The organism is Pseudescherichia sp. L3 (assembly GCF_024656065.1).
Classification (GTDB): Bacteria; Pseudomonadota; Gammaproteobacteria; order Enterobacterales; family Enterobacteriaceae; genus Pseudescherichia.
Genome location: NZ_JANKYC010000001.1, coordinates 1 through 25,753, shown reverse-complemented (window position 1 = coordinate 25,753; position 25,753 = coordinate 1). Strand labels below are relative to the sequence as shown.

Sequence of the window (25,753 nt, the reverse complement as noted above, 5' to 3'; positions counted from 1 at the left end):
CATGACCGAACAGGAACATATACCCATTCTGTATAAGATTCTACTGGATAGTTAAGGACAACTATGGAATAAAAATCAATAAAATCGTTATAAATTAGCGTATTTACGGGTGAATAAGTACGTTGGGAGAAGTTGAGTGGTGCCGATAATAGGAGTCGAACCTACGACCTTCGCATTACGAATGCGCTGCTCTACCAACTGAGCTATATCGGCTTATCCGGGCGCGTCACGAGCGTGACTACGGTATGCAAGGTTAAGAAAAAGCGCCCGCCTCGTCAACTCCCTTCCCGTTTAGTTGTTGTTTTTTACAGCACAACCTCGCTAATTCAGCACGAAAAGCATGGTCATCAACTCATCTTTTCTTCTGGTTGTGTCTGCCATCACACCAAGCAACATTTTTTTAACATTGGCCCATCGTATCTTCTTTTCCTTTCAAATTCAGCTATCTTGATTGTTAACCGTCCGCGATTAAGCCCCCGCCAGAACAGGCCGATAATAAGACAGACCAGATACCCGATGTGCTGGATAGAGTGGATAAACTAATGCAAAAATTCGCAGTCACCGATGACCTGTCCAGCCCTGACCTGGAGCATAAAAGCACCGCAACCTTTATCAAACGCGCTCTGCTGCTGATGGTCTCGCTCCTGACAGCGCTGTTTGTTATCGCCATTGTCGCGTTGCTTATCATCGTGCGGAATATTAATCAGGATGCCGACAGGCAGAGCGCAATGCTGCTGGAGAAGGCGATCCATAACCGGGTTGATACGCTTACCACGCATATCAAAGACTACGCCTGGTGGGGTGAGGCCTACAGCCATCTGCACCCCAACGTAGACACCGACTGGGCCTATACCCGCCAGAATATGGGCGCGACGCTCTGGCGTGATTTTACCTACGAAGGGGTGTTTGTGCTGGATGGCAGTAGCCAGACCCGGTACAGCGTCATCAATGGTCAACTGGTTACCCGACCGCTCACTGAATGGTTAGGAGAGAACCCGATCCCCAAACTGCTTCAGGCGATCAATAAACCGGACGCAATGCCGGTAGCCAATACGGTAGTCATGCGAGACGGGCATCCGGCGCTGGTGGCGGCCGCACGCATCACCACCGGCGACGACTCACGGATCGCCCCCCTTCCCGGCCCGGCCTCTACCCTGGTGTTTGTCGACGTGCTGGATGACAAAAAGCTGGTCGCGCTGGGGGAAGAGTACGGCATTGCGCAGGCTCGCGTGCAGCGTAAAGATGCCCCTAAGCTGGCAGGACGGCGCGGGGTAGCGACGCTGCCCATTGATGGTCATCAGATAACCTTCGAGTGGAAAAGCGAAGATCCGGGGCGGGAGCTAATGCACTACATTCTGCCGCTGCTGATCCTGCTGGCGCTCTCTACCGGCGCTATCAGCGTGGTTCTGAGTCGCAACGTGCTCAAAAAAGCACGTATGTATGATGAAAATACCTTCCTGCTGGCCCAGAGTCGCCATGCCCTTACCGCCAGCGAGCGCCGCTTTCGCGACGTGGCGGAAGCCACCACGGACTGGATCTGGGAGACGGATACCGACCTGCATTTTACCTGGCTCTCCGATCGTTTTCCGGGCATTACCGGGCACAGTATCTCGGCCTGGCTGGGACGTCCGGTGACGGCATTTATGGAGGCAGATAACCAGCCGCTGGCGGAGTGGATCAAGCTGCCCGGCCAGACAGGCCATCGTCGGCTGCTGCACTGCCGCTACCTGTCGGCGATGGGCCACCAGCGCTACTGCCATATCGCCATTAAACCCGTCGTTACGCCGGAAGGGATCGTCGGCTACCGGGGCACCGCGACGGATGTCACTCTCGAGGTAGAGGCGCAGGCGCGGGTAGAGTATCTCTCCCGGCACGATGAGCTGACCGGGCTACCAAACCGGGTGCGGATGCGCGAGTTCCTTGAGGGCAAGCTGCGGGCGCTGCCTACGCCGGAGCATCCGCTGGCGATGATGAGCCTCGATCTGGATAAGTTTAAGCCGGTTAACGACCTGTTTGGCCACGGCGCGGGCGATGCCGTGCTGCACGAGGTGTCAACCCGACTGCGGAGCTGCGTTCGTGACTACGATCTGGTGGCGCGCCAGGGTGGGGATGAATTTATCCTGATCATCTCTGATATCCAGGACCGCAGCGATATCGAACTTCTCTGCGATCGGATCATCGGCGAGCTGGCACGTCCCTTTGTGATCGGCAGCAATGAGATATTTATCGGGGCCAGCATCGGTATCGCGATGGCTCCGCAGGACGCGGTTGATGCAGGAGAGCTGCTGCGCTTCTCAGATATCGCGCTCTATAAGGCCAAGAACGCCGGGCGCAACCGATGGATGTTTTACACCCCCGAGATGGCCGAGCAGATGGTTCAGCGGCGCGAAATGGAAAACAGCCTGCGCGACGCCCTGAAAAAGCAGCAGTTCCGCCTGGTTTATCAGCCGCGCTACGGCCATAACTCCTCACGTATTATCGCCGTAGAGGCGCTGATCCGCTGGGATCACCCGGAACTTGGCCTGCTGATGCCGGATCAGTTTATCTCCCTGGCCGAGGAGACCGGACTGATTATCCCCCTCAGCGACTGGGTGCTGAAAACTGCCTGTCACGACGCGCAGCAATCCCTGCACGGCCTCTCCGTCTCGGTGAATATCTCTGCCGTGGAGTTCCAGTCGTGGGGTCTGATCGATCGCGTCCGGGATGCGCTCCAGGTATCGCAGCTCGACCCGGCCAGGCTGGAGATCGAAATTACCGAAAACGCCACGCTGTGGAACCCTGAAAGCAGCCTTGAGCTGATGCTGGCGTTGAAAAAGCTGGGGGTGAAGCTGCTGATGGACGACTTTGGTACGGGCTACTCGTCCTTAAGCTATCTGCGCAACTTCCCCTTTGATGGTATTAAGCTCGATAAATCCTTTATCTCCGATATGCCAGAGAGCGACAGTGCCAATACCATCGTTAAAAATATTATCGGCCTGGGTAAAGCCTTCTCGCTAAGCATCACGGCAGAGGGGGTTGAAACCGAGGGGCAGCTGCAGAAGCTGATGATGATGGAGTGTGATGAAACCCAGGGCTACCTGATCGGCAAGCCGCTCAGCCTGACGGCGCTCCAGGAGCAGATGGCCGCGCTGGACTCGGCTGCGCAGGAGCGCACAGGCCAGCAGAGCCAGGGATAGCGCGGGCGACGGCATGCGTCGCCCGCAGACAATCAGGCATGACCATCAGGCACGACAATCAGGCACGAATAGTATCGTCGCCAAAGCCAACCCACTTGTAGGTGGTCAGCGCCTCAAGGCCCATCGGGCCGCGAGCGTGCAGCTTCTGCGTGCTCACCGCCACCTCTGCGCCCAGTCCAAACTGTCCGCCGTCGGTGAAGCGCGTGGAGGCATTGACGTACACCGCAGATGAATCCACCTCGTTCACAAAGCGGTTGGCGTTGCTCAGGGTGCGGGTGAGAATCGCATCCGAGTGCTGGGTGCCGTGCTCACGAATGTGCTCAATCGCCTCATCAAGCGAGGCCACCAGCTTAACGTTGAGATCGAGGGATAAAAACTCATCGTCATACTGCTCCGGCTTCACCGCTTCGACATGCGCCGGACCGCCCTGTAGCGTTTTTAGCGCAGCCGCGTCAGCGTGCAGCGTCACACCGCTTTGCGCCATCTGGGTGCTCAGCGCAGGCAGGAAACGCTCGGCAATCTGCTGGTTCACCAGCAGCGTCTCTACGGTGTTGCAGGTGCTTGGCCGCTGGGTCTTGGCGTTGACAATAATCTTCAGCGCGGGTTCGATCTCAGCGGTGTCATCCACGTAGATATGGCACACGCCGATACCGCCGGTGATCACCGGAATAGTCGACTGCTCGCGGCACAGCTTGTGCAGCCCTGCCCCGCCGCGCGGGATCAGCATGTCGATGTACTTATCCATGCGCAGCATCTCGTTTACCAGCGTCCGGTCCGGGCTCTCAATCGCCTGGATAGCACCGGCGGGCAGGCCGCACTCCTCCAGCGCCTGCTGGATCACCTTCACGGTGGCAGCGTTGGTGCGCCAGGTCTCTTTCCCGCCGCGCAGGATCGCCGCGTTGCCGGTCTTCAGGCAGAGGGAGGCCACGTCAACGGTGACGTTAGGCCGCGCTTCGTAGATCACGCCGATCACACCGAGGGGAACCCGGCGGCGCTCAATGCGCAGGCCGCTGTCGAGCAGCCCGCCGTCGATAATCTGGCCGACCGGATCCGCCAGCTTGCAGACCTGACGTACGTCGTCGGCGATGCTCTTCAGGCGTTGCGGGTTGAGCGCCAGGCGGTCAAGCATCGCTTCGCTCAGGCCGTTACGCCGGGCTTCGAGCACATCCTGATCGTTAGCCTGGATAATGTCGTGCGCCTGGGCCTCCAGGTAGTCGGCGATCTTCTCCAGCACGCGGTTTTTTTCTCGGCTGGAGAGCTGCGCCAGCTGATACGAGGCTGCTTTCGCAGCGATGCCCATCTGTTCAAGCATACGTCTGCTCCTTAACGGGTGATCATGTCGTCGCGATGGACGGCAACCGGGCCATACTCGTAGCCGAGAATGGCGTCGATCTGTTGTGAGTGCTGGCCAGCGATGCGCCGCAGCGCGTCGCTGTTGTAGCGGGAGACGCCGTGGGCAATGTCCCGCCCTTCCAGATTACGGATACGGATCACTTCACCACGGGAGAAGTTGCCTGTCACGCTTTTGATCCCTTTTGGCAGCAGTGAACTGCCTTTTTCAAGGATCGCCATCGTTGCCCCTTCGTCTACGGTGAGTTCGCCCGCTGGCGGTGCGCCAAAGATCCAGCGCTTGCGGCTCTCCAGCGGCGAGGTCTGGGCGTGAAAGCGTGTTCCTACCGGCACGCCATTGAGGGCGTCGCCGATAACCCCCGGCCGGCTACCGGCGGCGATAATGGTCTCGATGCCCGCCCGGCAGGCGACGTCGGCAGCCTGTAATTTGGTGCCCATGCCGCCGGTGCCGAGGCCGGAGACGCTGTCCCCGGCGATAGCACGCAGCGCATCGTCAATGCCGTGGACGTCGGCGATCAGCTTGGCATCCGGATTGTTGCGCGGATCGGCGGTGTAGAGGCCCTGCTGATCGGTGAGCAGCAGCAGCTTATCCGCCCCGCCCAAAATGGCGGCCAGCGCAGAGAGGTTGTCGTTATCGCCGACTTTGATCTCAGCGGTAGCCACGGCATCGTTCTCGTTGATCACCGGCACAATGCTGTTATCCAGCAGCGCACGCAGGGTATCGCGGGCGTTGAGGAAGCGCTCGCGGTCCTCCATATCGGCACGCGTCAGCAGCATCTGGCCCACGTGGATCCCGTAGATGGAGAAGAGCTGCTCCCAGAGCTGGATCAGGCGGCTCTGCCCGACCGCAGCCAGCAGCTGCTTGGAAGCGATGGTAGCGGGCAGCTCCGGATAACCCAGGTGCTCGCGTCCGGCGGCGATCGCCCCGGAGGTGACGATAACAATACGATGCCCTGCGGCATGCAGCTGCGCGCACTGGCGTACCAGCTCTACAATATGGGCGCGGTTCAGGCGGCGCGATCCGCCCGTTAACACGCTGGTGCCGAGTTTTACCACCAGCGTCTGGGTGTCACTCATGATTCTCTGCCGTTTTACGAATAAGGAAATGTGATGTCAGTCTGACGTTGTAACAGGAGTGAGGCCGCTTGCCAATAACCTCGGTCAAAAGGGGGAGCGATTGCTGCGTGGATCGGCAAGCCTAACGGCAGATCCTTACACTTTTATTGCAGAAATAAATAAACATCAATTTTTAAAATTATTCCTGGATTGTCATAAATCTTTCATTTCCAAACGTTAAAACCCTCTCTGTTTTCAGCAGGTATAAGCCTGACGAATATTAGAGCGTCTTTTGTTTAAATCGGGAATCAAAATGAAAAAGAGTACTCTGGCATTAGTGGTAATGGGTCTGGCTGCTTCCGCATCTGTACAGTCCGCAGAAGTTTTTAATAAAAATGGCAACAAGCTGGACGTTTACGGCAAAGTAAAAGCCATGCACTACTTCAGCGATGACAACAGCAACGACGGCGATAAAACATACGTTCGTTTCGGCTTTAAAGGCGAAACACAAATTAACGATCAGATTACGGGCTTCGGTCGCTGGGAAGCGGAGTTTGCCGGTAACAACGACGAAAGCACCTCCGGACAGAAAACCCGTCTGGCCTTTGCCGGTGTGAAAGTTAAAGATTTTGGTTCCCTGGACTATGGCCGTAACCTGGGCGTGCTGTACGACGTGGCGGCCTATACCGATATGTTCCCTGAGTTCGGCGGTGACGGCCTGGCCCGTACCGACAACTTTATGACCAAACGCACCAGCGGCGTGGCAACCTACCGTAATACCGACTTCTTCGGCGTGGTAGACGGTCTGGACCTGACTCTGCAGTACCAGGGCAAAAACGAAAACGGCCGCAGCAGCGTGGTGAAGCAGAACGGTGACGGCTTCGGTACCTCTCTGGCCTATGATTTCGGCGGCAGCGACTTCTCTGTCGTGGGTGCCTACGCTAACTCTGACCGCACCAACGCACAGAACCAGATGCGTCTTGGTCGTGGCGCGAATGCGGAAGCCTGGGCAGCTGGCGCGAAGTATGACGCCAACAACGTCTACGCTGCTGCCTTCTACGGTATCTCTTACAACATGACCCCGATCTCCTCCTCTGCTGGCTTTGCCAACAAGGCGGATAACTTCGAAGCCGTGCTTCAGTACCAGTTCGACTTCGGTCTGCGTCCATCCGTGGGCTACGTCCTGACCAAAGGCAAAGATATTGAAGGCTTTGGTGACGAAGATCTGGTCAACTATATCGATGTAGGCGCAACCTACTATTTCAACAAAAACATGTCCGCTTTTGTTGATTATAAAATCAACCAGATTGACGACGATAACCGCCTGGTTACCACCAATGACGACGTCGTTGCGCTGGGCGTAACCTATCAGTTCTAATTCTGAATAACAAAAAGGCCCTTCATGTCGGTGAAGGGCCTTTTTTATTTATGGCGTCAGATTAATCAGGCGCTGCGTTTGACCGCATCGTTTTTAAAGTCGTCGGCAGGCTCCAGCTTTAATTCCAACGTTGCCAGCAGCTCGCGGGCGCGCTCGTGGAAAGTCTGCAGCGTCAGCTCAAGACGATCGGTCACTTCCGCATCTTTAATATCAACCGGCTCCCAGTGGCCCTCTTTATTAAAGAGGCCAAACTGGTAGGTATAGGTGAAGCGTTTTTCCTGGGCTTCCATTATCATCCACCAGCCCCAAAACTCACGCTTTTCAGGGGCTGGTTTCACGTTGACGCATACGGCAAGGCAGTCAAAAAAGAAACGGTTCCCTTCGCACTGCTCCTCGCGGATGTAAGGGCCAAGCGCCATAAACTTCTTGATCAGTCTGCTTTTCGGGTGTCCACTCGGTAACGTCATTGCGATCTCCTTTTGTGATGCAACTGTTTTACCAAATCAATGGAATTAAGTAACGCATTAACGCAATCTATGCTTCATCCAGGCAGTAATTTCCTGCAGTGACTTATCAAAATTGCGATAAACCGGCTTAAACGGGATCTCCAATAGCTTACCGTCGGCAGAGGAGGAGGCAATAAGCCGGGACTCCTCTTCCGGACTGAAGGGATCGTTTTTCCAGAAGCCGGAGAGCATTGGCGTCGGACAGCGGCGTCCCAGCAGGCCCTGCGTTTTTAACGAGTAGCGGTTCAGCTCTACGCGCAGCGCCTCATCTGAGGCATCATGCATCCCGAGACAGCTGGCCAGCACGTCGAGGTACATCTCCGGCACCCCGCTGAGACGCTGAGAGTCGGTGAGCAGCGAGTGCACCACCGGCCCGAGGCAGGCTACCGCTTTCAGGCGCGGTGACTCAAGGTAGGCCAGCCGGACGGCAACGTTAGCCCCGAAGCGGAAGCCAAACGCGGCTACGCGGGTGTGATCGATCCACGGAATGTCCGGCAGCGCTTTCAACACGTGCTGATGCAGCATGCTGGAGTCCTGGGTCAGCTTCCACTTTGAGGAGAAACCGATCGACGGCATATCGAGCGTCAGCATCGCGATGCCGTTCGGCGCGAAGTAACGCTCAAACAGGGTGTAGTAGTCGCTCTGGAGGCTATCAAGGCCGCCGCACACCAGCACCGTCGGGAACGGGCCGTCGCCTTTTGGCATATGTAAAAACCCCACCAGCGGCGAGCCGCCGGGAATAGCGAACTCCAGCTCGCGCAGCGTGCCCGGCAGACGGCGAGCGGCCTCTTCATAGGCGCGGTTGGCCAGGGCCTGCGCCTGCTCGGCCAGATCGTCGCCTTTCAGATGCGGGTAAGCCGCAATGCTGTAGAGATTAGAGGCGTGAAGCCATTGGCGACCGCTAAGGGCATCGTCCTGGGTCTGGCTGGCCTTCTGCTGCCACTGCATCGCCTGGGTCGCCCACTCGTAGATCCAGTTGCCGCCGCGATAGCCCACCACGGTGTCATAGAGATCGCTGTCGGTACGCTCGGCCTGGCTCATGACGATCCGCGCCTGCACGTCGAGGATTTCACGCGGATCGACCCCGCGCCAAACCCACAGCAGGCGGTTGATCATCCGATACCAGTGCGGAACGTTGGCCCCGTCCAGCGCGGAGTCCATAGCAGGAGGGTTTCCCCGCTGAAAACGGCGCACCAGCGTCGAGGTTTCGGGATGTTTGAAACGGGGTTTGAACAGGGTTTCGCTGAGGTTAGCCTGGGACATTGCGCGCAGCCTCCATGATTACGTCACTTCACCTATTGTAACCTGCCGGGCGCTAAATAACAGAACGCCCGGCATAACCGGGCGTAAAGTTAAGAAAAAAGCAGCTTAGCGGCCAGAAATAGGCGGTACGAAGACCACGCCCATGTCCCACGGCTGCTCAATCCAGGTATCCTGCGGGATATCGATCACATAATCATTCACCAGCGGGCGACCGGCCGGCTTGGCGAAAATAGTGACGAAGTGGGCTTTCGGGTACATCTCACGGATAGCCACGGCGGTACCACCGGTATCCACCAGATCGTCAATTACGATAAAGCCTTCACCGTCGCCTTCAGCACGTTTCAGCACTTTCAGCTCGCGCTGGTTGTCGTGGTCGTAGCTGGAGATGCAAACGGTATCAACATGGCGAATACCCAACTCACGGGCCAGCAGGGCAGCCGGTACTAAACCACCACGGCTGACGGCAATGATGCCTTTCCACTGTTCTGACGGCATCAGGCGCGCGGCCAGCTTGCGGGCGTGAATTTGCAACATGTCCCAGGTGACGACGTATTTTTCGCTCATGTGAAGTGTCCCAGCCTATTGTAAAACGGCTTAAATGTGTTCAGGGGAAAATGGGTTGCGCGAGATTATAGAGATCTGACGCACTAAAAACCAGTATTACGCGGCCCGCCCTGTGCTTTTTACACGTGTCACACTCAGACAGGCAATAAAGTGGTATTCTGAATTTCTCTCACCCGCATAGCGCGTGATGCTCTGTTATCGCTAATCCTGTGCCCTGCCCCCTTGTTCTGCAGGCCATTGACATGGAGAATCATTATGTCTGAACTGTCTCAACTATCCCCCCAGCCGCTGTGGGATATTTTTGCCAAGATCTGCTCTATTCCGCACCCCTCTTATCATGAAGAACAGCTTGCTGAACACGTTATGGGCTGGGCGAAAGAGAAAGGCTTTCACGCCGAGCGCGACCAGGTCGGCAACATCCTGATCCGCAAACCTGCCACCGCTGGCATGGAAAACCGCAAGCCGGTGGTGTTACAGGCGCACCTGGATATGGTGCCGCAGAAAAACCATGACACCGTGCACGACTTTACCGTCGACCCGATTCAACCCTACGTTGACGGCGAGTGGGTAAAAGCCCGCGGCACGACCCTGGGCGCGGATAACGGTATCGGCATGGCCTCGGCGCTGGCGGTGCTGGCTGACGACGCTGTGGCTCACGGCCCGCTGGAAGTGCTGCTGACCATGACTGAAGAAGCCGGTATGGACGGCGCATTTGGTCTGCAGGCTGGCTGGTTACAGGCTGATATCCTGATCAACACCGACTCTGAAGAAGAGGGTGAGATCTACATGGGCTGTGCTGGCGGCATCGACTTTATCTCCACGCTGGCTCTCTCCCGCGAAGCGGTTCCCGCTGGCTTTGAGACCTTCCGCCTGACGCTGAAGGGCCTGAAAGGCGGCCACTCCGGCGGCGATATCCACCTCGGTCTTGGCAACGCTAACAAGCTGCTGGCCCGCTTCCTCGCTGGCCACGCTGCCGAGCTGGATCTGCGTCTGCTGGACTTCAACGGCGGTACGCTGCGTAACGCGATTCCACGCGAAGCTTTCGCCACCGTTGCCGTTGCCGCAGATAAAGCTGAACAGCTGAAGACGCTGGCGGAGGCGTACCAGGCTATCCTGACCAACGAACTGGCGATCAAAGAGAAGAACCTGACCGTGCAGCTGGAGAGCGTTGCCTCTGATAAAGCCGCGCTGACGACCGCTTCCCGCGACGCGTTTGTTCAGCTGCTGAACGCCACGCCGAACGGCGTGATCCGCAACTCTGACGTCGCGAAAGGCGTGGTGGAAACCTCCCTGAACGTGGGCGTGGTGACCATGCAGGACGAGAGCGCAGAGATCATCTGCCTGATCCGCTCCCTGATCGACAGCGGTAAAGAGTACGTGGTCAGCATGCTGGAGTCGTTAGGCACGCTGGCAGGCGCGCAGACCTCGGCGAAAGGCAGCTATCCAGGCTGGCAGCCGGATGCAAAATCTCCGGTCATGCAGCTGGTGCGTGAAACCTATCAGCGTCTGTTCGACAAAACGCCGAACATCCAGGTGATCCACGCCGGCCTTGAGTGCGGCCTGTTCAAAAAGCCGTACCCGGATATGGACATGGTCTCTATTGGGCCAACCATCACCGGTCCGCACTCCCCGGATGAGCAGGTACACATCGAAAGCGTGGGTCAGTACTGGACCCTGCTGACCGAACTGCTGAAGTCCATTCCAGCGAAATAGACAGTAACGCCCGGTGGCGGCTTCGCCTTACCGGGCCTACAGAGATCGAGCTACAGGCCCGGCAGGCATTACGCTGCCGGGCTTTTTTACAGCCCCAGCACTAGCTGCCTTTCAAGCTGCGGATCGAGCAGCGTTACATGCAGCCCCACCAGCCGCACGCCTCGCCCTCCCCGTCGCTCATCCCACGCTTTATGGGCGGTGGCAATCAGATCCTCTTTATTCAGCCGGGGCCAGACGTGCTCCTGTGTAGTCTGCTGAAAATCGTTAAACTTGAGCTTTACTCCCTGACGCGCGATCAGCAGATCCGGCTTAACGGCGGCCAGCCGCCGCTCCAGCTCCGGGTAGAGGCGCTCGATAATCGCCACACACTCCTCCCATTCGTGGATATCTTCCGCCAGGGTTCGTTCCACGCCCACCGACTTGCGCAGCCGCTCACCGGTGATCTCTCGCTCGTCAATGCCCTGGCTACGCTCCCAGAGCACGCGGCCAAACTTTCCGAAGCGTTTGAGGAGCATGGCGAGATCGCTCTTCTGCACGTCTTCGCAGGTGCGCAGGCCGAGCGTCTCCAGCTTTGCGGCCGAGACTTTGCCAACCCCCGGGATCTTCGCCAGCGGCAGCGTCTTCAGAAAGGCGGGCACCTCGTCCGGGGTAATAACGTACTGGCCGTTGGGCTTGTTGAGGTCGGAGGCGATCTTAGCCAGAAACTTAACCGGCGCAACGCCCGCCGAGGCGGTGAGCTGCAGCTCGTTAAAGATGCTCTGGCGGATCTCCTGGGCCATCAGGGTGGCCGAGCCGTGGCAGTGCACGCTGTCGGTCACGTCGAGAAAGGCTTCATCCAGCGAGAGAGGTTCAATGCGTGAGGTATAGCGGGAGAAGATCGCCTGAATATGCCGCGAGGCTTCTTTATAGGCATCGAAGCGCCCCGGCAACAGGGTGAGATGCGGGCAGAGTTTGAGCGCCATTCCGGTAGGCATCGCGCTGCGGACGCCAAACTTGCGCGCCGGGTAGTTCGCGGTGCTAATGACGCCCCGCCGCTCACGGCTTCCGCCGATGGCGATAGGGATATCTCGCAGAGCGGGATTGTCACGCATCTCAACCGCTGCGAAAAAGCAGTCCATATCAACATGTATTATTTTTCGCATCTGCTTAGTTTGCCTGGGAAGTCTCTGCCCTCACTGGATAAGTATACAGCCTTTGCGGATAAAATGAGAAGCACCGCTTATGCACAAGCTTAGCCAAGGGTCTTGAATAGCGGTATGATGGGGCCTGAGCAAAACAATTTGTAAACTCCGCCTGGCGGGCTTGCGAAAAAATATGGGGGTGATAATGTGAGCGCTCCTAATACAGATTAGTCTTATTTCGGATCGCTTTTGCCGTCCTGGCAATATGGTAACCGCTTTATCAAGGAACAAGTAGTATGCGCATAATCGCATTATTCATTGCGATGCTTACAATACCGTGCGTCTCGTTTGCCGGCCTGCTCAGCAGCAACAGCTCAACAACGCCCGTTAGTAAAGAATACAAGCAGCAGTTAATGGGTTCCCCGGTCTATATCCAGATCTTTAAGGAAGAGCGCACGCTTGAGCTGTACGTCAAGATGGGCGAGCAGTACCAGCTGATGGATAGCTACAAGATCTGTAACTACTCCGGCGGTCTCGGTCCGAAACAGCGTCAGGGCGATTTCAAAAGTCCGGAAGGGTTCTATACCGTTCAGCGCAGCCAGCTTAAGCCGGATAGCCGCTTCTATAAGGCGATCAACATCGGCTTCCCTAATGCCTACGATCGCTCGCACGGCTATGAAGGAAAATACCTGATGATCCACGGGGCATGTGTTTCGGTAGGCTGCTACGCCATGACCGATTCCGGCATCGATGAGATCTTCCAGTTCGTCACCGGCGCACTGGTGTTTGGCCAGCAGGGCGTGCAGGTAAGCATCTATCCGTTCCGCATGACCGACGCTAATATGGCGCGCCATAAGAACTCATACTATGCGGACTTCTGGAAGCAGCTGAAGCCTGGCTATGACTACTTCAATACCCTCCACCAGCCGCCGGTCGTCTCGGTGGTGGATGGCCGTTATGTGGTGAGCAAGCCGCTTAACAACAGCGGCGCGATCCAGCCTCAGCTGGCATCAAACTACACGCTCCCCGAGACAAAATAGCACCCACTCCCCTGGCATGATCTTGTGCCAGGTTTCATTGCCGGTAAGCGGCTGGGTAGCAATCACAGAGACCACGTCATTGGGCGTGGTCTCTTTTTGAAAGTCGATCTCAACATCCTGATCCAGCAGCTTGGCTACGCCAAATGGCGCTCTACGGGTGATCCAGAACAGATTCGTTGAGCAGAACGCCATCACGTAGCGTCCGTCCGACAGCAGCATATTGAACACGCCCTTCTCACGCAGCTCCCCCGCCAACGAGGCAATGTACTTAAACACCGCCGCCATATTGCCTGGCGTGCGCGGATAGCGGGCGGTGAGCTTATGCAGCAGCCAGCAAAACGCCTTCTCGCTGTCGGTCTCGCCAACCGGACGGAAGTTGCCGGTCTCCAGCGTTTTATACCCCGTTAGCTGCCCGTTGTGGGCGTAGGTCCAGTTGCGTCCCCACAGCTCGCGGGTAAAGGGATGGGTATTCTCCAGCGACACCTCTCCCCGATTGGCCTGACGAATATGGGCCACCACTGAACAAGACTTAATCGGGTAATCCTGAACCAGTTTCGCTATCGGAGAGTTGTAGCTGGGCTGCGGATCTTTGAACGTGCGACAGCCCTTGCCTTCGTAAAAGGTGATGCCCCAGCCGTCTTTGTGCGGCCCGGTTCCCCCACCCCGCTGAACCAGCCCGGTAAAACTAAAGCAAATATCGGTAGGCACATTGGCGCTCATCCCGAGCAGTTCGCACATACAACACCTCCACAGCTTATCGGGGGCCTAGCCCCCGTACGACGTCTTAAGCCTTCACCATCTCTTTTTCGATCAGCTGAATCAAGATGTGGATCACTTTGATATGAATTTCCTGAATGCGGTCGGCGTAGCCAAAGTGCGGAACGCGGATCTCAATGTCGGCGCTACCGGCCATTTTGCCGCCGTCTTTGCCAGTCAGGGTAATTACCTTCATCCCTTTTGCGCGCGCAGCGTCGATGGCTTTGATGACGTTGCCGGAGTTGCCGGAGGTGGAGATACCCAGCAGCACGTCGCCCTCGCGGCCTACCGCTTCTACATAGCGGGAGAAGATGTAGTCGTAGCCAAAGTCGTTACCGACGCAGGAGATGTGGCTGACGTCAGAGATAGCGATAGCCGGGTAGCCCGGACGGTTCTCGCGGTAGCGACCGGTCAGCTCTTCGGCAAAATGCATCGCATCACAGTGGGAACCGCCGTTGCCGCAGGAGAGCACTTTGCCACCGGCTTTGAAGCTGTCGGCCAGCAGTACCGCGGCGCGCTGGATGGCGTGAATATTGGCGTCATCCTGCAGAAAGTTAGCCAGCGTCTCTGCTGCTTCATTCAGTTCGTTACGAATCAGATCCTGGTACATAAGATGTCCTTCAGAATAGATAAATTTTACGTGCGCAGTTTACCGGATAGCACCACACGCGAGAAGCTAAAGCCACACTTATCACCGGGCGTTTTAGGTATACGTGCTCTCATCATCATCAACAATGTGAACCAGGTTGTAATTACTTTGTAAATACATTGCTAAATATAGTCGCATCCACTACAACAATAACATCCTAAGTGGTCAGACCTCCTACAAGCCAGGGAGCAATTGTTTATGATGATTTTGAGTCTTATCGCAACCGTCGTACTGATTGGCGCGCTGTTTTACCATCGCGTCAGCCTGTTTTTAAGTAGCCTGATCCTGCTGGCCTGGACCGCCGCGCTCGGCGTTTCCGGCCTGTGGTCTATCTGGGTGCTGGTACCGCTCGCCATTATCCTGGTGCCATTCAATCTGCCCGCGATGCGTAAATCGATGATCTCCGCCCCGGCATTTCGTGGTTTCCGCAAGGTAATGCCGCCGATGTCGCGCACCGAGAAAGAGGCCATTGACGCCGGGACCACATGGTGGGAAGGCGATCTGTTCCGTGGTAATCCGGACTGGAAAAAGCTGCATAGCTATCCGCAGCCGCGCCTGACAGCCGAAGAGCAGGCGTTTATTGACGGGCCGGTGGAAGAAGCCTGCCGCATGGCGAATGATTTTCAGATCACCCATGAGATGGCCGACCTGCCTCCCGAACTGTGGGCGTATCTGAAAGAGCACCGCTTCTTTGCGATGATCATCAAAAAAGAGTACGGCGGCCTTGAGTTCTCGGCCTATGCCCAGTCTCGCGTGCTGCAGAAGCTCTCTGGCGTCTCTGGTATTCTGGCCATCACCGTCGGCGTGCCTAACTCCTTAGGCCCAGGCGAATTGCTGCAACACTACGGTACCGAAGAGCAAAAAAACCATTACCTGCCGCGTCTGGCCCGTGGGGATGAGATCCCCTGCTTTGCGCTGACCAGCCCGGAAGCGGGTTCCGATGCCGGTGCTATCCCGGATACCGGTGTCGTCTGCATGGGCGAGTGGCAGGGCGAGCAGGTGCTCGGCATGCGCCTGACCTGGAACAAACGCTATATCACGCTGGCCCCCATCGCGACCGTGCTGGGCCTGGCGTTTAAACTCTCCGACCCGGAAAAACTGCTGGGCGGCGACGAAGAGCTGGGCATTACCTGTGCGCTGATCCCTACCAACACGCCCGGCGTGGAGATTGGCCGTCGCCACTTCCCGCTTAACGTTCCATTCCAGAACGGTCCGACCCGCGGACAGGATATCTTTGTACCCATTGACTACATCATTGGCGGGCCAAAAATGGCCGGTCAGGGCTGGCGGATGCTGGTGGAGTGCCTGTCGGTAGGCCGTGGCATTACCTTGCCGTCCAACTCTACGGGGGGTCTGAAGTCGGCTGCGATGGGTATCGGCGCTTACGCTCACATTCGTCGCCAGTTCCGTATCGCCATTGGCAAGATGGAAGGCATTGAAGAGCCGCTGGCACGCATTGCCGGTAACGCCTACGTGATGGATGCCGCCGCGTCGCTGATCACCTACGCCATCGTACTTGGTGAAAAACCCGCGGTGCTCTCTGCTATCGTCAAATATCACTGTACCCACCGTGGTCAGCAGTCGATTATTGATGCCATGGATATCGCTGGCGGCAAAGGGATTATGCTCGGTGAGGGCAACTTCCTTGCCCGCAACTACCAGGGCGCACCGATCGCTATTACCGTGGAAGGGGCTAACATCCTTACCCGCAGCATGATGATCTTCGGCCAGGGGGCGATCCGCTGCCACCCTTATGTACTGGATGAGATGGCCGCTGCTCAGAGCAACGATCTTAACGCTTTCGATAAGCTGCTGTTCAAACACATCGGCCACGTGGGCAGCAACACGGTGCGCAGCTTCTGGCTTGGCCTGACTCGCGGCCTGACCAGCAGCACGCCAACCGGGGATGCGACCCGCCGCTACTATCAGCACCTTAATCGCATGAGCGCCAACCTGGCGATGCTGTCGGATGTCTCGATGGCGGTGTTGGGCGGTAGCCTGAAACGTCGGGAACGCATCTCGGCACGTCTGGGGGATATTCTGAGCCAGATCTTCCTCGCCAGCGCGACGCTGAAACGCTACGACGATGAAGGCCGTCACGAAGCCGATCTGCCGCTGGTCCACTGGGGCGTGCAGGATGCGCTCTACAAGGCTGAGCAAGCGATGGACGACCTGCTGGCAAACTTCCCGAACCGTGGCGTTGCCGCCCTGCTCCGCGCCACCATCTTCCCTACCGGGCGTCACTACCTTGCCCCGTCGGACAGGCTGGACCATGCGGTGGCGAAGATCCTGCAAACACCGTGTGCCACCCGCTCCCGCATTGGCCGCGGTCAGTACCTGACGGCCAGCGAGCATAACCCTGTCGGCCTGCTGGAAGACGCCCTGCTGGACGTGATGGCTGCGGATCCGATCCACCAGCGCATCTGTAAAGAGTTCGGTAAAAACCTGCCGTTTACCCGTCTGGATACGCTGGCTAAAGAGGCGCTGGATAAAGGGATCATCAGTGCTGACGAAGCGCGGATCCTGACCAAAGCCGAAGAGAGCCGCCTGCGCAGTATCAACGTGGATGATTTTGAGGCAGACGCGCTGGCTACCCAGCCGGTCAAGCCCCTGCTCCCTATGCTGCCGGAAAAAGTGCGTAAAATCGAAGCCGCGTAACGTTATCTGTGCTGCAACCGACCCTGCCTCCGGGCAGGGTTTTTTATTGCCACACATTCACGTTTTGCCGTGGTAGAGTGTTCGGACGCTACAAAAATGGGGAGACTCATCGTGCCTGGTTTTAAAATTACGCTGTTGCAACAGCCGCTGGTCTGGATGGATGGCCCGGCTAATCTGCGGCACTTCGATCGCCAACTGGAAACGATTATCGGGCGCGACGTTATCGTTCTGCCGGAGATGTTCACGACGGGTTTTGCTATGCAGGCCGCGCAGCAGTCGCTGCCGCAGAGTGAAGTGATTGCATGGATGCAGGCCAAAGCCCAGCAGACCAATGCCCTGGTTGCCGGTAGCGCAGCGCTGCAGAGCGAGCGCGGGCCGGTAAACCGCTTCCTGCTGGTTGAGCCGGAGGGCAAGGTGCATAGCTATGATAAGCGTCATCTGTTTCGCATGGCCGATGAGCATCACCACTACGAAGCCGGTACCGAGCGCGTGGTGTTTGAGTGGCGTGGCTGGCGCATTCTGCCTCTGGTCTGCTACGACCTGCGCTTCCCGGTCTGGTCACGCAACCGCAACGACTATGACCTCGCCCTGTACGTAGCTAACTGGCCTGCGCCGCGTTCGCTGCACTGGCAGGCGCTGCTGGTGGCACGGGCCATTGAGAACCAGGCCTATGTTGCGGGCTGTAACCGCGTCGGCACCGACGGCAACGGGCATCACTATCGCGGCGACAGCCGAATTGTCAGCCCACAGGGTGAGATCCTCGCTACCGCCGAGCCACATCAGGCGACACGTATCGATGCCGAGCTGTCGCTGGCCGCACTGAAAGATTATCGCGAAAAGTTCCCGGCCTGGCAGGATGCCGATCCCTTTACGCTGGAGAAGTGATGTCACTAACGGGTACGCCGCTGCCCGTTTGGAGAACAAAAACGACGAAGGCCTGAATCATTGCTGACTCAGGCCTTCTGAATAGTGGCGGAACGGACGGGACTCGAACCCGCGACCCCCTGCGTGACAGGCAGGTATTCTAACCGACTGAACTACCGCTCCGCGTTGTGTTCCCTTGGGAACGAGGCGAATAGTACGTATTGCCTCGCACGCCGTCAACGCTTTTTCACGGCTTTTGCATCGTTTGCTGCAAAAATCGCCCGGGCGCTGTTTTTATCCACAAAACAAGAGGTTTCAGGCTCGCCACAGGCAGGAACCGCCCTTCTTTTGCACCAGATCGAGACGCGACTCATGCGCCATCACCTCTTCATCGCTGGCTAACACCACGCGAAGCGAATTGGCCCGACGCACAACGCGCTGAATAGTGGCCTCGCCCTGCGCCTGCTGATTCTCCCCTTCTACGGAGAACGCCATAGCGGTCTGCCCGCCCGTCATCATTAAGAAGACATCGGCAAGGATCTGGGCATCGAGCAGCGCCCCGTGCAGCGTTCGCTTGCTGTTATCTATCTCATAGCGTGAGCAGAGGGCATCCAGGCTGTTGCGCTTGCCGGGGAACATCTTCCTTGCCATCGCCAGGCTATCGGTCACCTTACAGAAGGTGTCCGTTTTAGGAATGCCCCGGTTCAGCTTGCTGAACTCATAGTCCATAAAGCCAATATCAAACGATGCGTTGTGGATCACCAGCTCAGCGCCGCGAATGTAGTCGATAAACTCATCGGCGACGTCGCTAAACAGCGGCTTATCCAGCAAAAACTCATCTGCAATCCCGTGCACGCCAAAGGCTTCCGGATCCACCAGCCGATCCGGCTTAAGGTAGACGTGGAAGTTATTGCCGGTCAGGCGGCGGTTGATCACCTCTACCGCGCCGATTTCAATAATCTTATGTCCTTCATAGTGGGCACCGATCTGGTTCATACCGGTGGTTTCCGTATCAAGGACGATCTGTCGTGTAATTGCAGTGCTCATAGCGGTCATTTATGTCAGACTTGTCGTTTTACGTCGATTTCAACTACAGGAAGTCTACCAGAGATGCTCAAACAGGTAGAAATTTTCACCGATGGATCTTGCTTAGGGAACCCAGGGCCAGGCGGCTACGGTGCTATTTTACGCTATCAACAGCATGAAAGAACCTTCAGCGAAGGATATCGTCTTACGACCAACAACCGGATGGAGCTGATGGCGGCCATCGTCTCTCTTGAAGCGCTGAAAGAGCACTGCGAAGTGGTGCTGAGTACCGATAGCCAGTACGTCCGCCAGGGGATCACCCAGTGGATCCACAACTGGAAAAAGCGCGGCTGGAAAACGGCCGATAAGAAACCGGTGAAGAATGTCGATCTCTGGAAGCGGCTGGATGCGGCACTCAGCCAGCATCAGATCCGCTGGGAGTGGGTTAAAGGCCACGCGGGCCATCCGGAAAACGAACGCTGCGACGAGCTGGCCCGTAGCGCCGCTATGAATCCAACTCAAGAAGACGTGGGCTATCAGCCCGAGAGCTAATCAGGGTTTGCGGTACTGACGGGTTGCACCAACCGCCTGAGGCACCCGTGCTTTCGCTTTACTCTGCTTCATCGGGTTGAGCGTTAGCGGGATAGTCCGCTTGCGGGCAACGATAAGCTGCATACAGCCCAGCGCCGGCAGATGGGTAGTCAGTACTTTTCCCCCCTGCCGGGTCCAGGGCAGCACCTGAAAACCGCTATGATGCACAACTTCGAAGTTGAGCAGCGATAGCCAGTCGAGCTGGCGCATCATGGTAAACATCCGGCTGCGGTAGACCGCTGACCGACGCTTGATGGGCAATGCCTTGCGCAATCCAAGCAGGCTGACGGGGTTAAACCCGCTCAGTATCAGCCAGCCATCGTCAATCAACACGCGATCGGCCTCATTTAACAGGCGATGGGGATCCTGGCACCAGCTTAAGGTATGGGCCAGCAGGCAGGCGTCCACGGATTTATTCTCAAAGGGAAGATGCAGCGGATCGGCTCTGACCTGCGCAGGCTCGCCCTGCAGTGAGACATTAACCTGATGCGAGATAGCGCAGCTTTCGGCATTGATTTCCGCGCTGAGATTGCCAATCTTAAGCAGGTGAAATCCGTAGATTTTTGCGAACCAGGGCTTAAGCTGCTGTTCCAGCGCCTCGCGGTAGTATTCGCCACGGGAAAACTCAGCCCAGTGGGCGGGTGCTGACAACGTTCGAGGTATCCTTGCCGGTTTCATCACAACCTTCCGCTACGCTTTGAGAGGTATTATATGAATCTTAACAGTATTCCCGCATTTCAGGATAACTACATCTGGGTGTTAAGCAATGACGAGGGTCACTGTGTGATTGTCGATCCGGGCGAAGCGGCTCCGGTGCTTAAGGCAATTCAAGAAAACCAGTGGCAGCCCAAAGCGATTCTGCTCACCCACCACCATCACGATCACGTTGGCGGCGTGAAAGAACTCTGCCAGCAGTTCCCGGACGCAGTGGTATATGGGCCGGAAGAGACACGAAATAAAGGAGCAACGAAATGCATAGTCGAGGGGGATAAGCTCACTCTTTTGGGCTACGAATTTTCTGTTTTTGCAACGCCGGGCCATACGCTAGGCCACCTCTCTTACTACACAATTCCTTACCTTTTTTGCGGCGACACGCTGTTTTCAGGCGGCTGTGGCAGACTTTTCGAAGGTACTGCAGATCAGATGTATCAATCTTTTCAAAAAATTAACGCACTTCCCGGTGAAACGGTTATATGTTGCGCGCATGAATATACATTAACGAATATGAAGTTTGCCCAGCATATTCTGCCCAATGACGCGGCTATTGAGGATTATCTTAATAAAGTGAAGCAGTTACGGGCAAAAAACCACCCAACGCTGCCCGTTACGCTGGAAAATGAGCGCCGGATTAATGTTTTTCTACGCACTGAAGATCCTGATTTAATTACTGTTATTGCCAAAGAAACAACTTTGCAACAGCCTAATACACGTTTTGCATGGTTGAGGTCAAAGAAAGACGCTTTCTGAAATTTCATACTTGTCATCTGGATCCTTCGCCGTTATGATTGCTCGTCTTTTAAGCAACTATTGACTCACACACATGAAGGCACAAGCGATATTACTCGCCTCTGTCCTGCTCGTGGGTTGTCAGGCGTCTAATCACGACGGCAACGTACAACAGCACGCACAGAGCCTTTCTGCAGCTAGTCAAGGGGAAGCAGGTCAGTTTACAAGTCAGGCGCGGTGGATGGACGATGGAACATCCCTCGCGCAGGATCAGGACTTATGGGCTGCCATTGGCGACGAGCTAAAGATGGGAATTCCGGAAAATGACCGGATTCGCGAACAGAAACAGAAGTATTTAAGCAACAAGAGCTATCTCCACGATGTAACTTTACGGGCAGAGCCGTATATGTACTGGATAGCAGGGCAAGTTAAGAAACGTAACATGCCTATGGAACTGGTACTACTACCCATAGTGGAGAGCGCTTTTAACCCGCACGCGACGTCTGGCGCCAATGCCGCAGGCATTTGGCAGATCATTCCGAGCACGGGGCGCAACTACGGTTTGAAACAGACTCGCACTTACGATGCGCGTCGTGACGTTGTGGCATCAACTACGGCCGCACTCGACATGATGCAGCGTCTTAACCGCATGTTTGACGGCGACTGGTTGTTAACGGTGGCTGCCTATAACAGCGGCGAAGGGCGTGTCATGAAGGCAATGAAAGCGAATAAATCGCGGGGTAAACCCACCGATTTCTGGTCGCTCTCCTTGCCTCAGGAAACGAAAATTTACGTGCCAAAAATGCTGGCCTTGAGTGATATCCTCAAGAACAGCAAGCGCTACGGTGTTCGTCTGCCTACGCCTGACGACAGCCGCGCGCTGGCCCGCGTTCGGCTGAACAGTCCGGTTGGCATGAGCCAGCTGGCGGATATGGCCGGCATGCCGGTAAGCAAGCTGAAAACCTTTAACGCTGGCGTTAAGGGCTCGACGCTGGGCTCCGGTGGACCGCAGTATGTAATGGTGCCGCAGAAGCATGCTGAGCAGCTGCGTGAATCGCTGGCCTCGGGTGAAATCGCTGCCGTACAGCCGACGCTGATGGCGAATAACACCCCGCTGACCAGCCGCAGCTATAAGGTACGTTCTGGCGATACGCTTTCCGGCATTGCTTCACGCCTGGGTGTGACTGCTAAGGATCTCCAGCAATGGAATAGCCTACGCGGTTCAACCCTGAAGGTTGGGCAGAGCCTGACCGTTGGTGCAGGCAGCAGCGCACAGCGTCTTGCCAGCAACAGCGATAGCGTTAAGTATCGCGTGCGTAAAGGCGATTCGCTCTCCAGCATTGCGAAAGATTACGGCGTAAATATCAAGGATGTGATGCGCTGGAATGACGGTACGGATAACTTGCAGCCTGGGGATCAGCTCACGCTGTTTGTGAAAGATAGCGCCACGCCAGACTCCTGATCAGCAAACCGTTTCAGATAAAAAGCACCGTTTCCCCCGGTGCTTTTTTTTATTGCTGTTTGCGTAAATTAGCGTTTTTTCGCCTCAATAAACACGATATCGCTGGTAAAAGAACCACTGTCTTGCAGCTCAAAATAGGCTTTTACCGCCTGCGAGGCACTGTTTTGATAGAGCCGAATCGCCTTGCTCAGCGCATCCGGCGTCCGCATACGGGCGATCCAGGAGGAGAACTCCAGCACCAGTCGATCGGTAACTAAATCACAGGTAGTGAGCCCCACCTCGTTAATCTGCGCCAGCCACTGGCCGCTAGAGTAGTTGCGCACGTGAGAGGTATCGCGCAACGCTTCAACCGTTTGCAACCATATATCACGTACTGGCTCGCCAGGCGACATCACATCCATCAGGAATACCGTTCCACCCGGTTTCAGGACGCGCTTAATCTCACGCAGGGCCTGGCCAAGATCCTGCCAGTGGTGCGCTGAATAGCGGCTAATGACTACATCAAAGGTCTCATCGGCAAAAGGTAAATGCTCCGCATAGCCTTGCTGGGTGCTGATATTACCCAGGCCTTTCTCTTTTGCCGCAGCGGCTACCACGCCCAGCATATCGCTGGAAAGATCGTACGCCGTTACCTGCCCTACTACAGCCGCGGCGGTAAAGCTGGCATGTCCTCCGCCACAGCCGACGTCTAACAGGTGGGCTTGAGGGAAGCGCTGGAGACGCTCGCGCAGCCGCTCTAAATCACGGCCTACGGCATGCACGGCGCTGGTTAAGTAGGCGTTCGCCTGGGAGCCAAACTGCTCTTCAACGTTATCATGGTGGGATTTTTCTGCCATTGTGCTGTCCTTTTAAGTTAAGTAAAAAAGAGGGCAGCACCCGCGTTTAGGCCTGCCCTACGGCAGACCTGACGCACCACTATTTATCAGGCTTGCCGGGACTGAATTCAACGAGTAGCGGGTTATGATCGGAGGCGCGGGTGATCAGCACTGAGGCTTCATTCACGTTCAGGCCACGATAGAAGATAAAATCGAGCGGGCGACCAAACGCCCGACGGCGGTTGTCATCCGTAAAGCGTACCTGACGCAGCGACATCTCCCGAGAGAAGCGATAGAGCGCATTCATACGCTGGCGGCTCCAGGCATTGAAATCGCCAGCCATGATCACCGGGCCATTATGTTGGGCGATCTGATCCCCTATAGGCAGCAGCTGCTTGCTATAGACATCAACCCCCAGGCTGAAGTTGACCGCATGGACGTTGACGACCATCAGCAGGCGTCCGTCAGGCAGAGGATAGACCGTCACGAGGGCCGATTTTGCCAGCCGCAGGATCGGCTCACGTTCGCGCAGCGGGCAGCAGTAAACCGGATGCGCCGAGGCCAGCGTCATGACCCCAGAGGGATGCTGAGGCAGCACAAAGGCCGGGACCTGATCTGCCGCCAGATAGTTGGTAGTGGCAAAACGGATAAGCTCAGGCGTGGTTTGTGCCTCCTGCAGCAGCACGAGGTGGGCATCTTTACCAAAATTCTGCAGTACCGACTGCCACTCTGCGCGTTGCTGCTTAAAGATGTTCCACACCAGAACGCGGATATTCTCTTCCTGGCTCAGCGGCGCGCCTGGAGGCGATGCCTGGCCAATGGTCGCGAATGACCCGGGCGGCAGGATCCGCTCGGCGGGTTGTCCCGCGATATAGCGCATGGCATGGGTATGTTTTCGCACTTTGGGCTTCTTACCTCTGTAACCTGTTTACCCTGGATACCAGGGCCACTCTCTCTGTTATAGGGATTTTAGCGCACACTTTCAACGCTGCATGTAAAAACAGATGTTTTGCTAACTGAGTGACACCCAATACAGGCGCATGGTTAAATAACAAAAATCGATAAAATGCAGATAAAGTTTTGCTACAGGTGCAAAAATGAAGGCAACATCAGAAGAGCTGGCTATATTTGTCGCCGTAGTGGAGAGCGGAAGCTTTAGCCGTGCCGCTGAGCAGCTAGGCCAAGCCAATTCGGCCGTTAGCCGGGCGGTAAAGAAGCTGGAGACCAAGCTGGGCGTGAGCTTGCTTAACCGCACGACGCGTCAACTGAGCCTGACCGAGGAGGGTGAGCGCTATTTCCGCCGCGTGCAGCTCATTCTTCAGGAGATGGCGGCGGCAGAAAACGAGGTAATGGAGCATCAGCAGATCCCGCGCGGGCTGCTGCGTATCGACGCCGCGACGCCCGTTGTGTTGCATTTTCTCATGCCGATGATTAAGCCATTCCGTGAGCGTTATCCGGACGTGACGCTCTCGCTGGTCTCTTCAGAGACCTTTATTAACCTGATCGAGCGTAAAGTTGACGTTGCTATTCGTGTTGGCACGCTAACTGACTCCAGCCTGCGGGCCCGACCCTTGTTTAAAAGCTCTCGCAGGATGATCGCCTCCCCGGCCTATCTGGCTAAATACGGTACGCCTCAGAGCGTGGATGACCTTAAGCATCATATCTGCATGGGCTTTACCGAGCCTGTTTCGCTTAATACCTGGCCGATTGCCTGTGAAGATGGGCAGCTATATGAAATCAACAGTGGGATCACCTCTAACAGCGGCGAAACGCTGAAATATCTCTGTCTTTCCGGGAACGGTATTGCCTGTCTGTCTGACTATATGACAGATAAGGAGATTGCCAGCGGTGAGCTGGTTGAGGTGCTGGCGGATAAGCGTCTGCCGGTAGAGATGCCGTTCAGCGCAGTTTACTACAGCGACAGAGCCGTCAGCACGCGCATCCGTGCCTTCGTCGACTTTCTCAGTGAGTATGTGAAACAGCGTCAGCAGCCGTGAAGCTGGCGTTTGCGCTGTAAATAGCAGGCAAAAAAAAACCGTATCTCGTGAGAGATACGGCTTCTTAAATAAGTGGCGGAACGGACGGGACTCGAACCCGCGACCCCCTGCGTGACAGGCAGGTATTCTAACCGACTGAACTACCGCTCCACCGAATTTCTTTGTCACTAACCGGGTATTGTGTCCCGGTTTACTTCAATTTGATGCCTGGCAGTTCCCTACTCTCGCATGGGGAGACCCCACACTACCATCGGCGCTACGGCGTTTCACTTCTGAGTTCGGCATGGGGTCAGGTGGGACCACCGCGCTAGTGCCGCCAGGC

At 56.4% G+C, this 25,753-nt stretch carries 21 protein-coding genes, 3 tRNA genes, 1 rRNA gene and 1 pseudogene; 10 read left to right on the top strand and 16 right to left on the bottom strand.

Going from position 1 to position 25,753, the window contains the following annotated elements:
- Window positions 1–137: 137 nt before the first annotated feature.
- Window positions 138–213 (bottom strand) — tRNA-Thr (locus NR795_RS00130).
- A 329-nt stretch (window positions 214–542) separates the two neighbouring features.
- Between NR795_RS00130 and NR795_RS00125 the strand changes: the two genes are divergently transcribed.
- On the top strand, window positions 543–3,176 hold the full coding sequence (locus NR795_RS00125; protein WP_308219164.1) for an EAL domain-containing protein: 2,634 nt from the start codon (window positions 543–545) through the stop codon (window positions 3,174–3,176).
- Between the two features lie 58 nt (window positions 3,177–3,234).
- Here NR795_RS00125 and proA read toward each other — a convergent pair whose 3' ends face one another.
- Both proA and proB read right to left on the bottom strand, forming a co-directional pair.
- Entirely contained in the window at window positions 3,235–4,488 is a 1,254-nt protein-coding gene (proA, locus tag NR795_RS00120; RefSeq protein WP_144819274.1) for a glutamate-5-semialdehyde dehydrogenase, read from the bottom strand.
- Between the two features lie 11 nt (window positions 4,489–4,499).
- Entirely contained in the window at window positions 4,500–5,603 is a 1,104-nt protein-coding gene (proB, locus tag NR795_RS00115; protein WP_257756642.1) for a glutamate 5-kinase, read from the bottom strand.
- A gap of 292 nt (window positions 5,604–5,895) precedes the next feature.
- On the opposite strand from proB, the gene phoE reads away from it, so the two are divergent.
- Window positions 5,896–6,960, top strand: a complete 1,065-nt coding sequence (gene phoE, locus NR795_RS00110; protein ID WP_257756640.1) for a phosphoporin PhoE — start codon at window positions 5,896–5,898, stop codon at window positions 6,958–6,960.
- A gap of 65 nt (window positions 6,961–7,025) precedes the next feature.
- Here phoE and crl read toward each other — a convergent pair whose 3' ends face one another.
- The 3 genes from crl to gpt form a co-directional block, all read right to left on the bottom strand.
- On the bottom strand, window positions 7,026–7,427 hold the full coding sequence (crl, locus tag NR795_RS00105) for a sigma factor-binding protein Crl (protein ID WP_144819270.1): 402 nt from the start codon (window positions 7,425–7,427) through the stop codon (window positions 7,026–7,028).
- Window positions 7,428–7,484: 57 nt separating this feature from the next.
- On the bottom strand, window positions 7,485–8,729 hold the full coding sequence (gene frsA, locus NR795_RS00100; RefSeq protein WP_257756637.1) for an esterase FrsA: 1,245 nt from the start codon (window positions 8,727–8,729) through the stop codon (window positions 7,485–7,487).
- A 105-nt stretch (window positions 8,730–8,834) separates the two neighbouring features.
- Entirely contained in the window at window positions 8,835–9,293 is a 459-nt protein-coding gene (gene gpt, locus NR795_RS00095; RefSeq protein WP_042395309.1) for a xanthine phosphoribosyltransferase, read from the bottom strand.
- A gap of 255 nt (window positions 9,294–9,548) precedes the next feature.
- Between gpt and pepD the strand changes: the two genes are divergently transcribed.
- On the top strand, window positions 9,549–11,006 hold the full coding sequence (pepD, locus tag NR795_RS00090; RefSeq protein ID WP_144819266.1) for a cytosol nonspecific dipeptidase: 1,458 nt from the start codon (window positions 9,549–9,551) through the stop codon (window positions 11,004–11,006).
- 86 nt (window positions 11,007–11,092) lie between these two features.
- Here pepD and dinB read toward each other — a convergent pair whose 3' ends face one another.
- A complete protein-coding gene (dinB, locus tag NR795_RS00085) occupies window positions 11,093–12,148 on the bottom strand; it encodes a DNA polymerase IV (RefSeq protein WP_257756634.1) in 1,056 nt (351 codons plus the stop codon).
- A 275-nt stretch (window positions 12,149–12,423) separates the two neighbouring features.
- On the opposite strand from dinB, the gene dpaA reads away from it, so the two are divergent.
- Window positions 12,424–13,167 (top strand): peptidoglycan meso-diaminopimelic acid protein amidase, encoded by a 744-nt coding sequence (gene dpaA / locus NR795_RS00080; RefSeq protein WP_144819262.1) that lies wholly within the window; start codon window positions 12,424–12,426, stop codon window positions 13,165–13,167.
- Here the strand turns inward: dpaA and NR795_RS00075 are convergent.
- On the bottom strand, window positions 13,138–13,905 hold the full coding sequence (locus NR795_RS00075) for a class II glutamine amidotransferase (RefSeq protein ID WP_042396149.1): 768 nt from the start codon (window positions 13,903–13,905) through the stop codon (window positions 13,138–13,140). The two genes, dpaA and NR795_RS00075, sit on opposite strands and share 30 nt — an antisense overlap.
- A 46-nt stretch (window positions 13,906–13,951) precedes the next feature.
- Window positions 13,952–14,533: a D-sedoheptulose 7-phosphate isomerase gene (gene lpcA, locus NR795_RS00070; RefSeq protein ID WP_042396145.1), complete on the bottom strand. Its 582-nt coding sequence runs from the start codon at window positions 14,531–14,533 to the stop codon at window positions 13,952–13,954.
- Window positions 14,534–14,770: 237 nt separating this feature from the next.
- Between lpcA and fadE the strand changes: the two genes are divergently transcribed.
- The gene (fadE, locus tag NR795_RS00065; RefSeq protein ID WP_144819260.1) at window positions 14,771–17,230 is read left to right on the top strand and encodes an acyl-CoA dehydrogenase FadE; all 2,460 of its coding nucleotides are present in this window, start codon (window positions 14,771–14,773) and stop codon (window positions 17,228–17,230) included.
- 111 nt (window positions 17,231–17,341) lie between these two features.
- The gene (locus NR795_RS00060; RefSeq protein WP_144819258.1) at window positions 17,342–18,115 is read left to right on the top strand and encodes an amidohydrolase; all 774 of its coding nucleotides are present in this window, start codon (window positions 17,342–17,344) and stop codon (window positions 18,113–18,115) included.
- Between the two features lie 85 nt (window positions 18,116–18,200).
- Here the strand turns inward: NR795_RS00060 and NR795_RS00055 are convergent.
- Both NR795_RS00055 and dnaQ read right to left on the bottom strand, forming a co-directional pair.
- Window positions 18,201–18,277, bottom strand: a tRNA-Asp gene (locus NR795_RS00055).
- Between the two features lie 132 nt (window positions 18,278–18,409).
- On the bottom strand, window positions 18,410–19,141 hold the full coding sequence (dnaQ, locus tag NR795_RS00050; protein ID WP_042396156.1) for a DNA polymerase III subunit epsilon: 732 nt from the start codon (window positions 19,139–19,141) through the stop codon (window positions 18,410–18,412).
- Here dnaQ and rnhA point away from each other — a divergent pair.
- A pseudogene (rnhA, locus tag NR795_RS00045) lies at window positions 19,095–19,672 on the top strand (ribonuclease HI). The gene dnaQ and the pseudogene rnhA overlap by 47 nt on opposite strands.
- On the opposite strand, the gene NR795_RS00040 reads toward rnhA, so the two are convergent.
- The gene (locus tag NR795_RS00040; RefSeq protein WP_144819254.1) at window positions 19,673–20,389 is read right to left on the bottom strand and encodes a class I SAM-dependent methyltransferase; all 717 of its coding nucleotides are present in this window, start codon (window positions 20,387–20,389) and stop codon (window positions 19,673–19,675) included. It lies immediately after the preceding pseudogene.
- Window positions 20,390–20,422: 33 nt separating this feature from the next.
- Between NR795_RS00040 and gloB the strand changes: the two genes are divergently transcribed.
- Window positions 20,423–21,178 (top strand): hydroxyacylglutathione hydrolase, encoded by a 756-nt coding sequence (gloB, locus tag NR795_RS00035; RefSeq protein ID WP_257756633.1) that lies wholly within the window; start codon window positions 20,423–20,425, stop codon window positions 21,176–21,178.
- Window positions 21,179–21,251: 73 nt separating this feature from the next.
- Window positions 21,252–22,619, top strand: coding sequence for a murein transglycosylase D (mltD, locus tag NR795_RS00030; RefSeq protein ID WP_257756632.1), 1,368 nt, complete (start codon window positions 21,252–21,254; stop codon window positions 22,617–22,619).
- 68 nt (window positions 22,620–22,687) lie between these two features.
- Here the strand turns inward: mltD and NR795_RS00025 are convergent, their stop codons facing one another.
- Both NR795_RS00025 and NR795_RS00020 read right to left on the bottom strand, forming a co-directional pair.
- The gene (locus NR795_RS00025) at window positions 22,688–23,455 is read right to left on the bottom strand and encodes a class I SAM-dependent methyltransferase (protein WP_144819248.1); all 768 of its coding nucleotides are present in this window, start codon (window positions 23,453–23,455) and stop codon (window positions 22,688–22,690) included.
- 79 nt (window positions 23,456–23,534) lie between these two features.
- Window positions 23,535–24,335 carry an endonuclease/exonuclease/phosphatase family protein gene (locus tag NR795_RS00020; RefSeq protein ID WP_144819246.1) on the bottom strand — a complete coding sequence of 267 codons (801 nt, stop codon included), beginning with the start codon at window positions 24,333–24,335 and terminating at the stop codon, window positions 23,535–23,537.
- A 196-nt stretch (window positions 24,336–24,531) separates the two neighbouring features.
- Here NR795_RS00020 and yafC point away from each other — a divergent pair, with 196 nt between their 5' ends.
- The gene (gene yafC, locus NR795_RS00015; RefSeq protein ID WP_257756630.1) at window positions 24,532–25,431 is read left to right on the top strand and encodes a DNA-binding transcriptional regulator YafC; all 900 of its coding nucleotides are present in this window, start codon (window positions 24,532–24,534) and stop codon (window positions 25,429–25,431) included.
- 73 nt (window positions 25,432–25,504) lie between these two features.
- Here the strand turns inward: yafC and NR795_RS00010 are convergent.
- Both NR795_RS00010 and rrf read right to left on the bottom strand, forming a co-directional pair.
- Window positions 25,505–25,581 (bottom strand) — tRNA-Asp (locus NR795_RS00010).
- 55 nt (window positions 25,582–25,636) lie between these two features.
- Window positions 25,637–25,752: ribosomal RNA gene (rrf, locus tag NR795_RS00005) — 5S ribosomal RNA — on the bottom strand.
- Between the last annotated feature and the right edge of the window lies 1 nt (window position 25,753).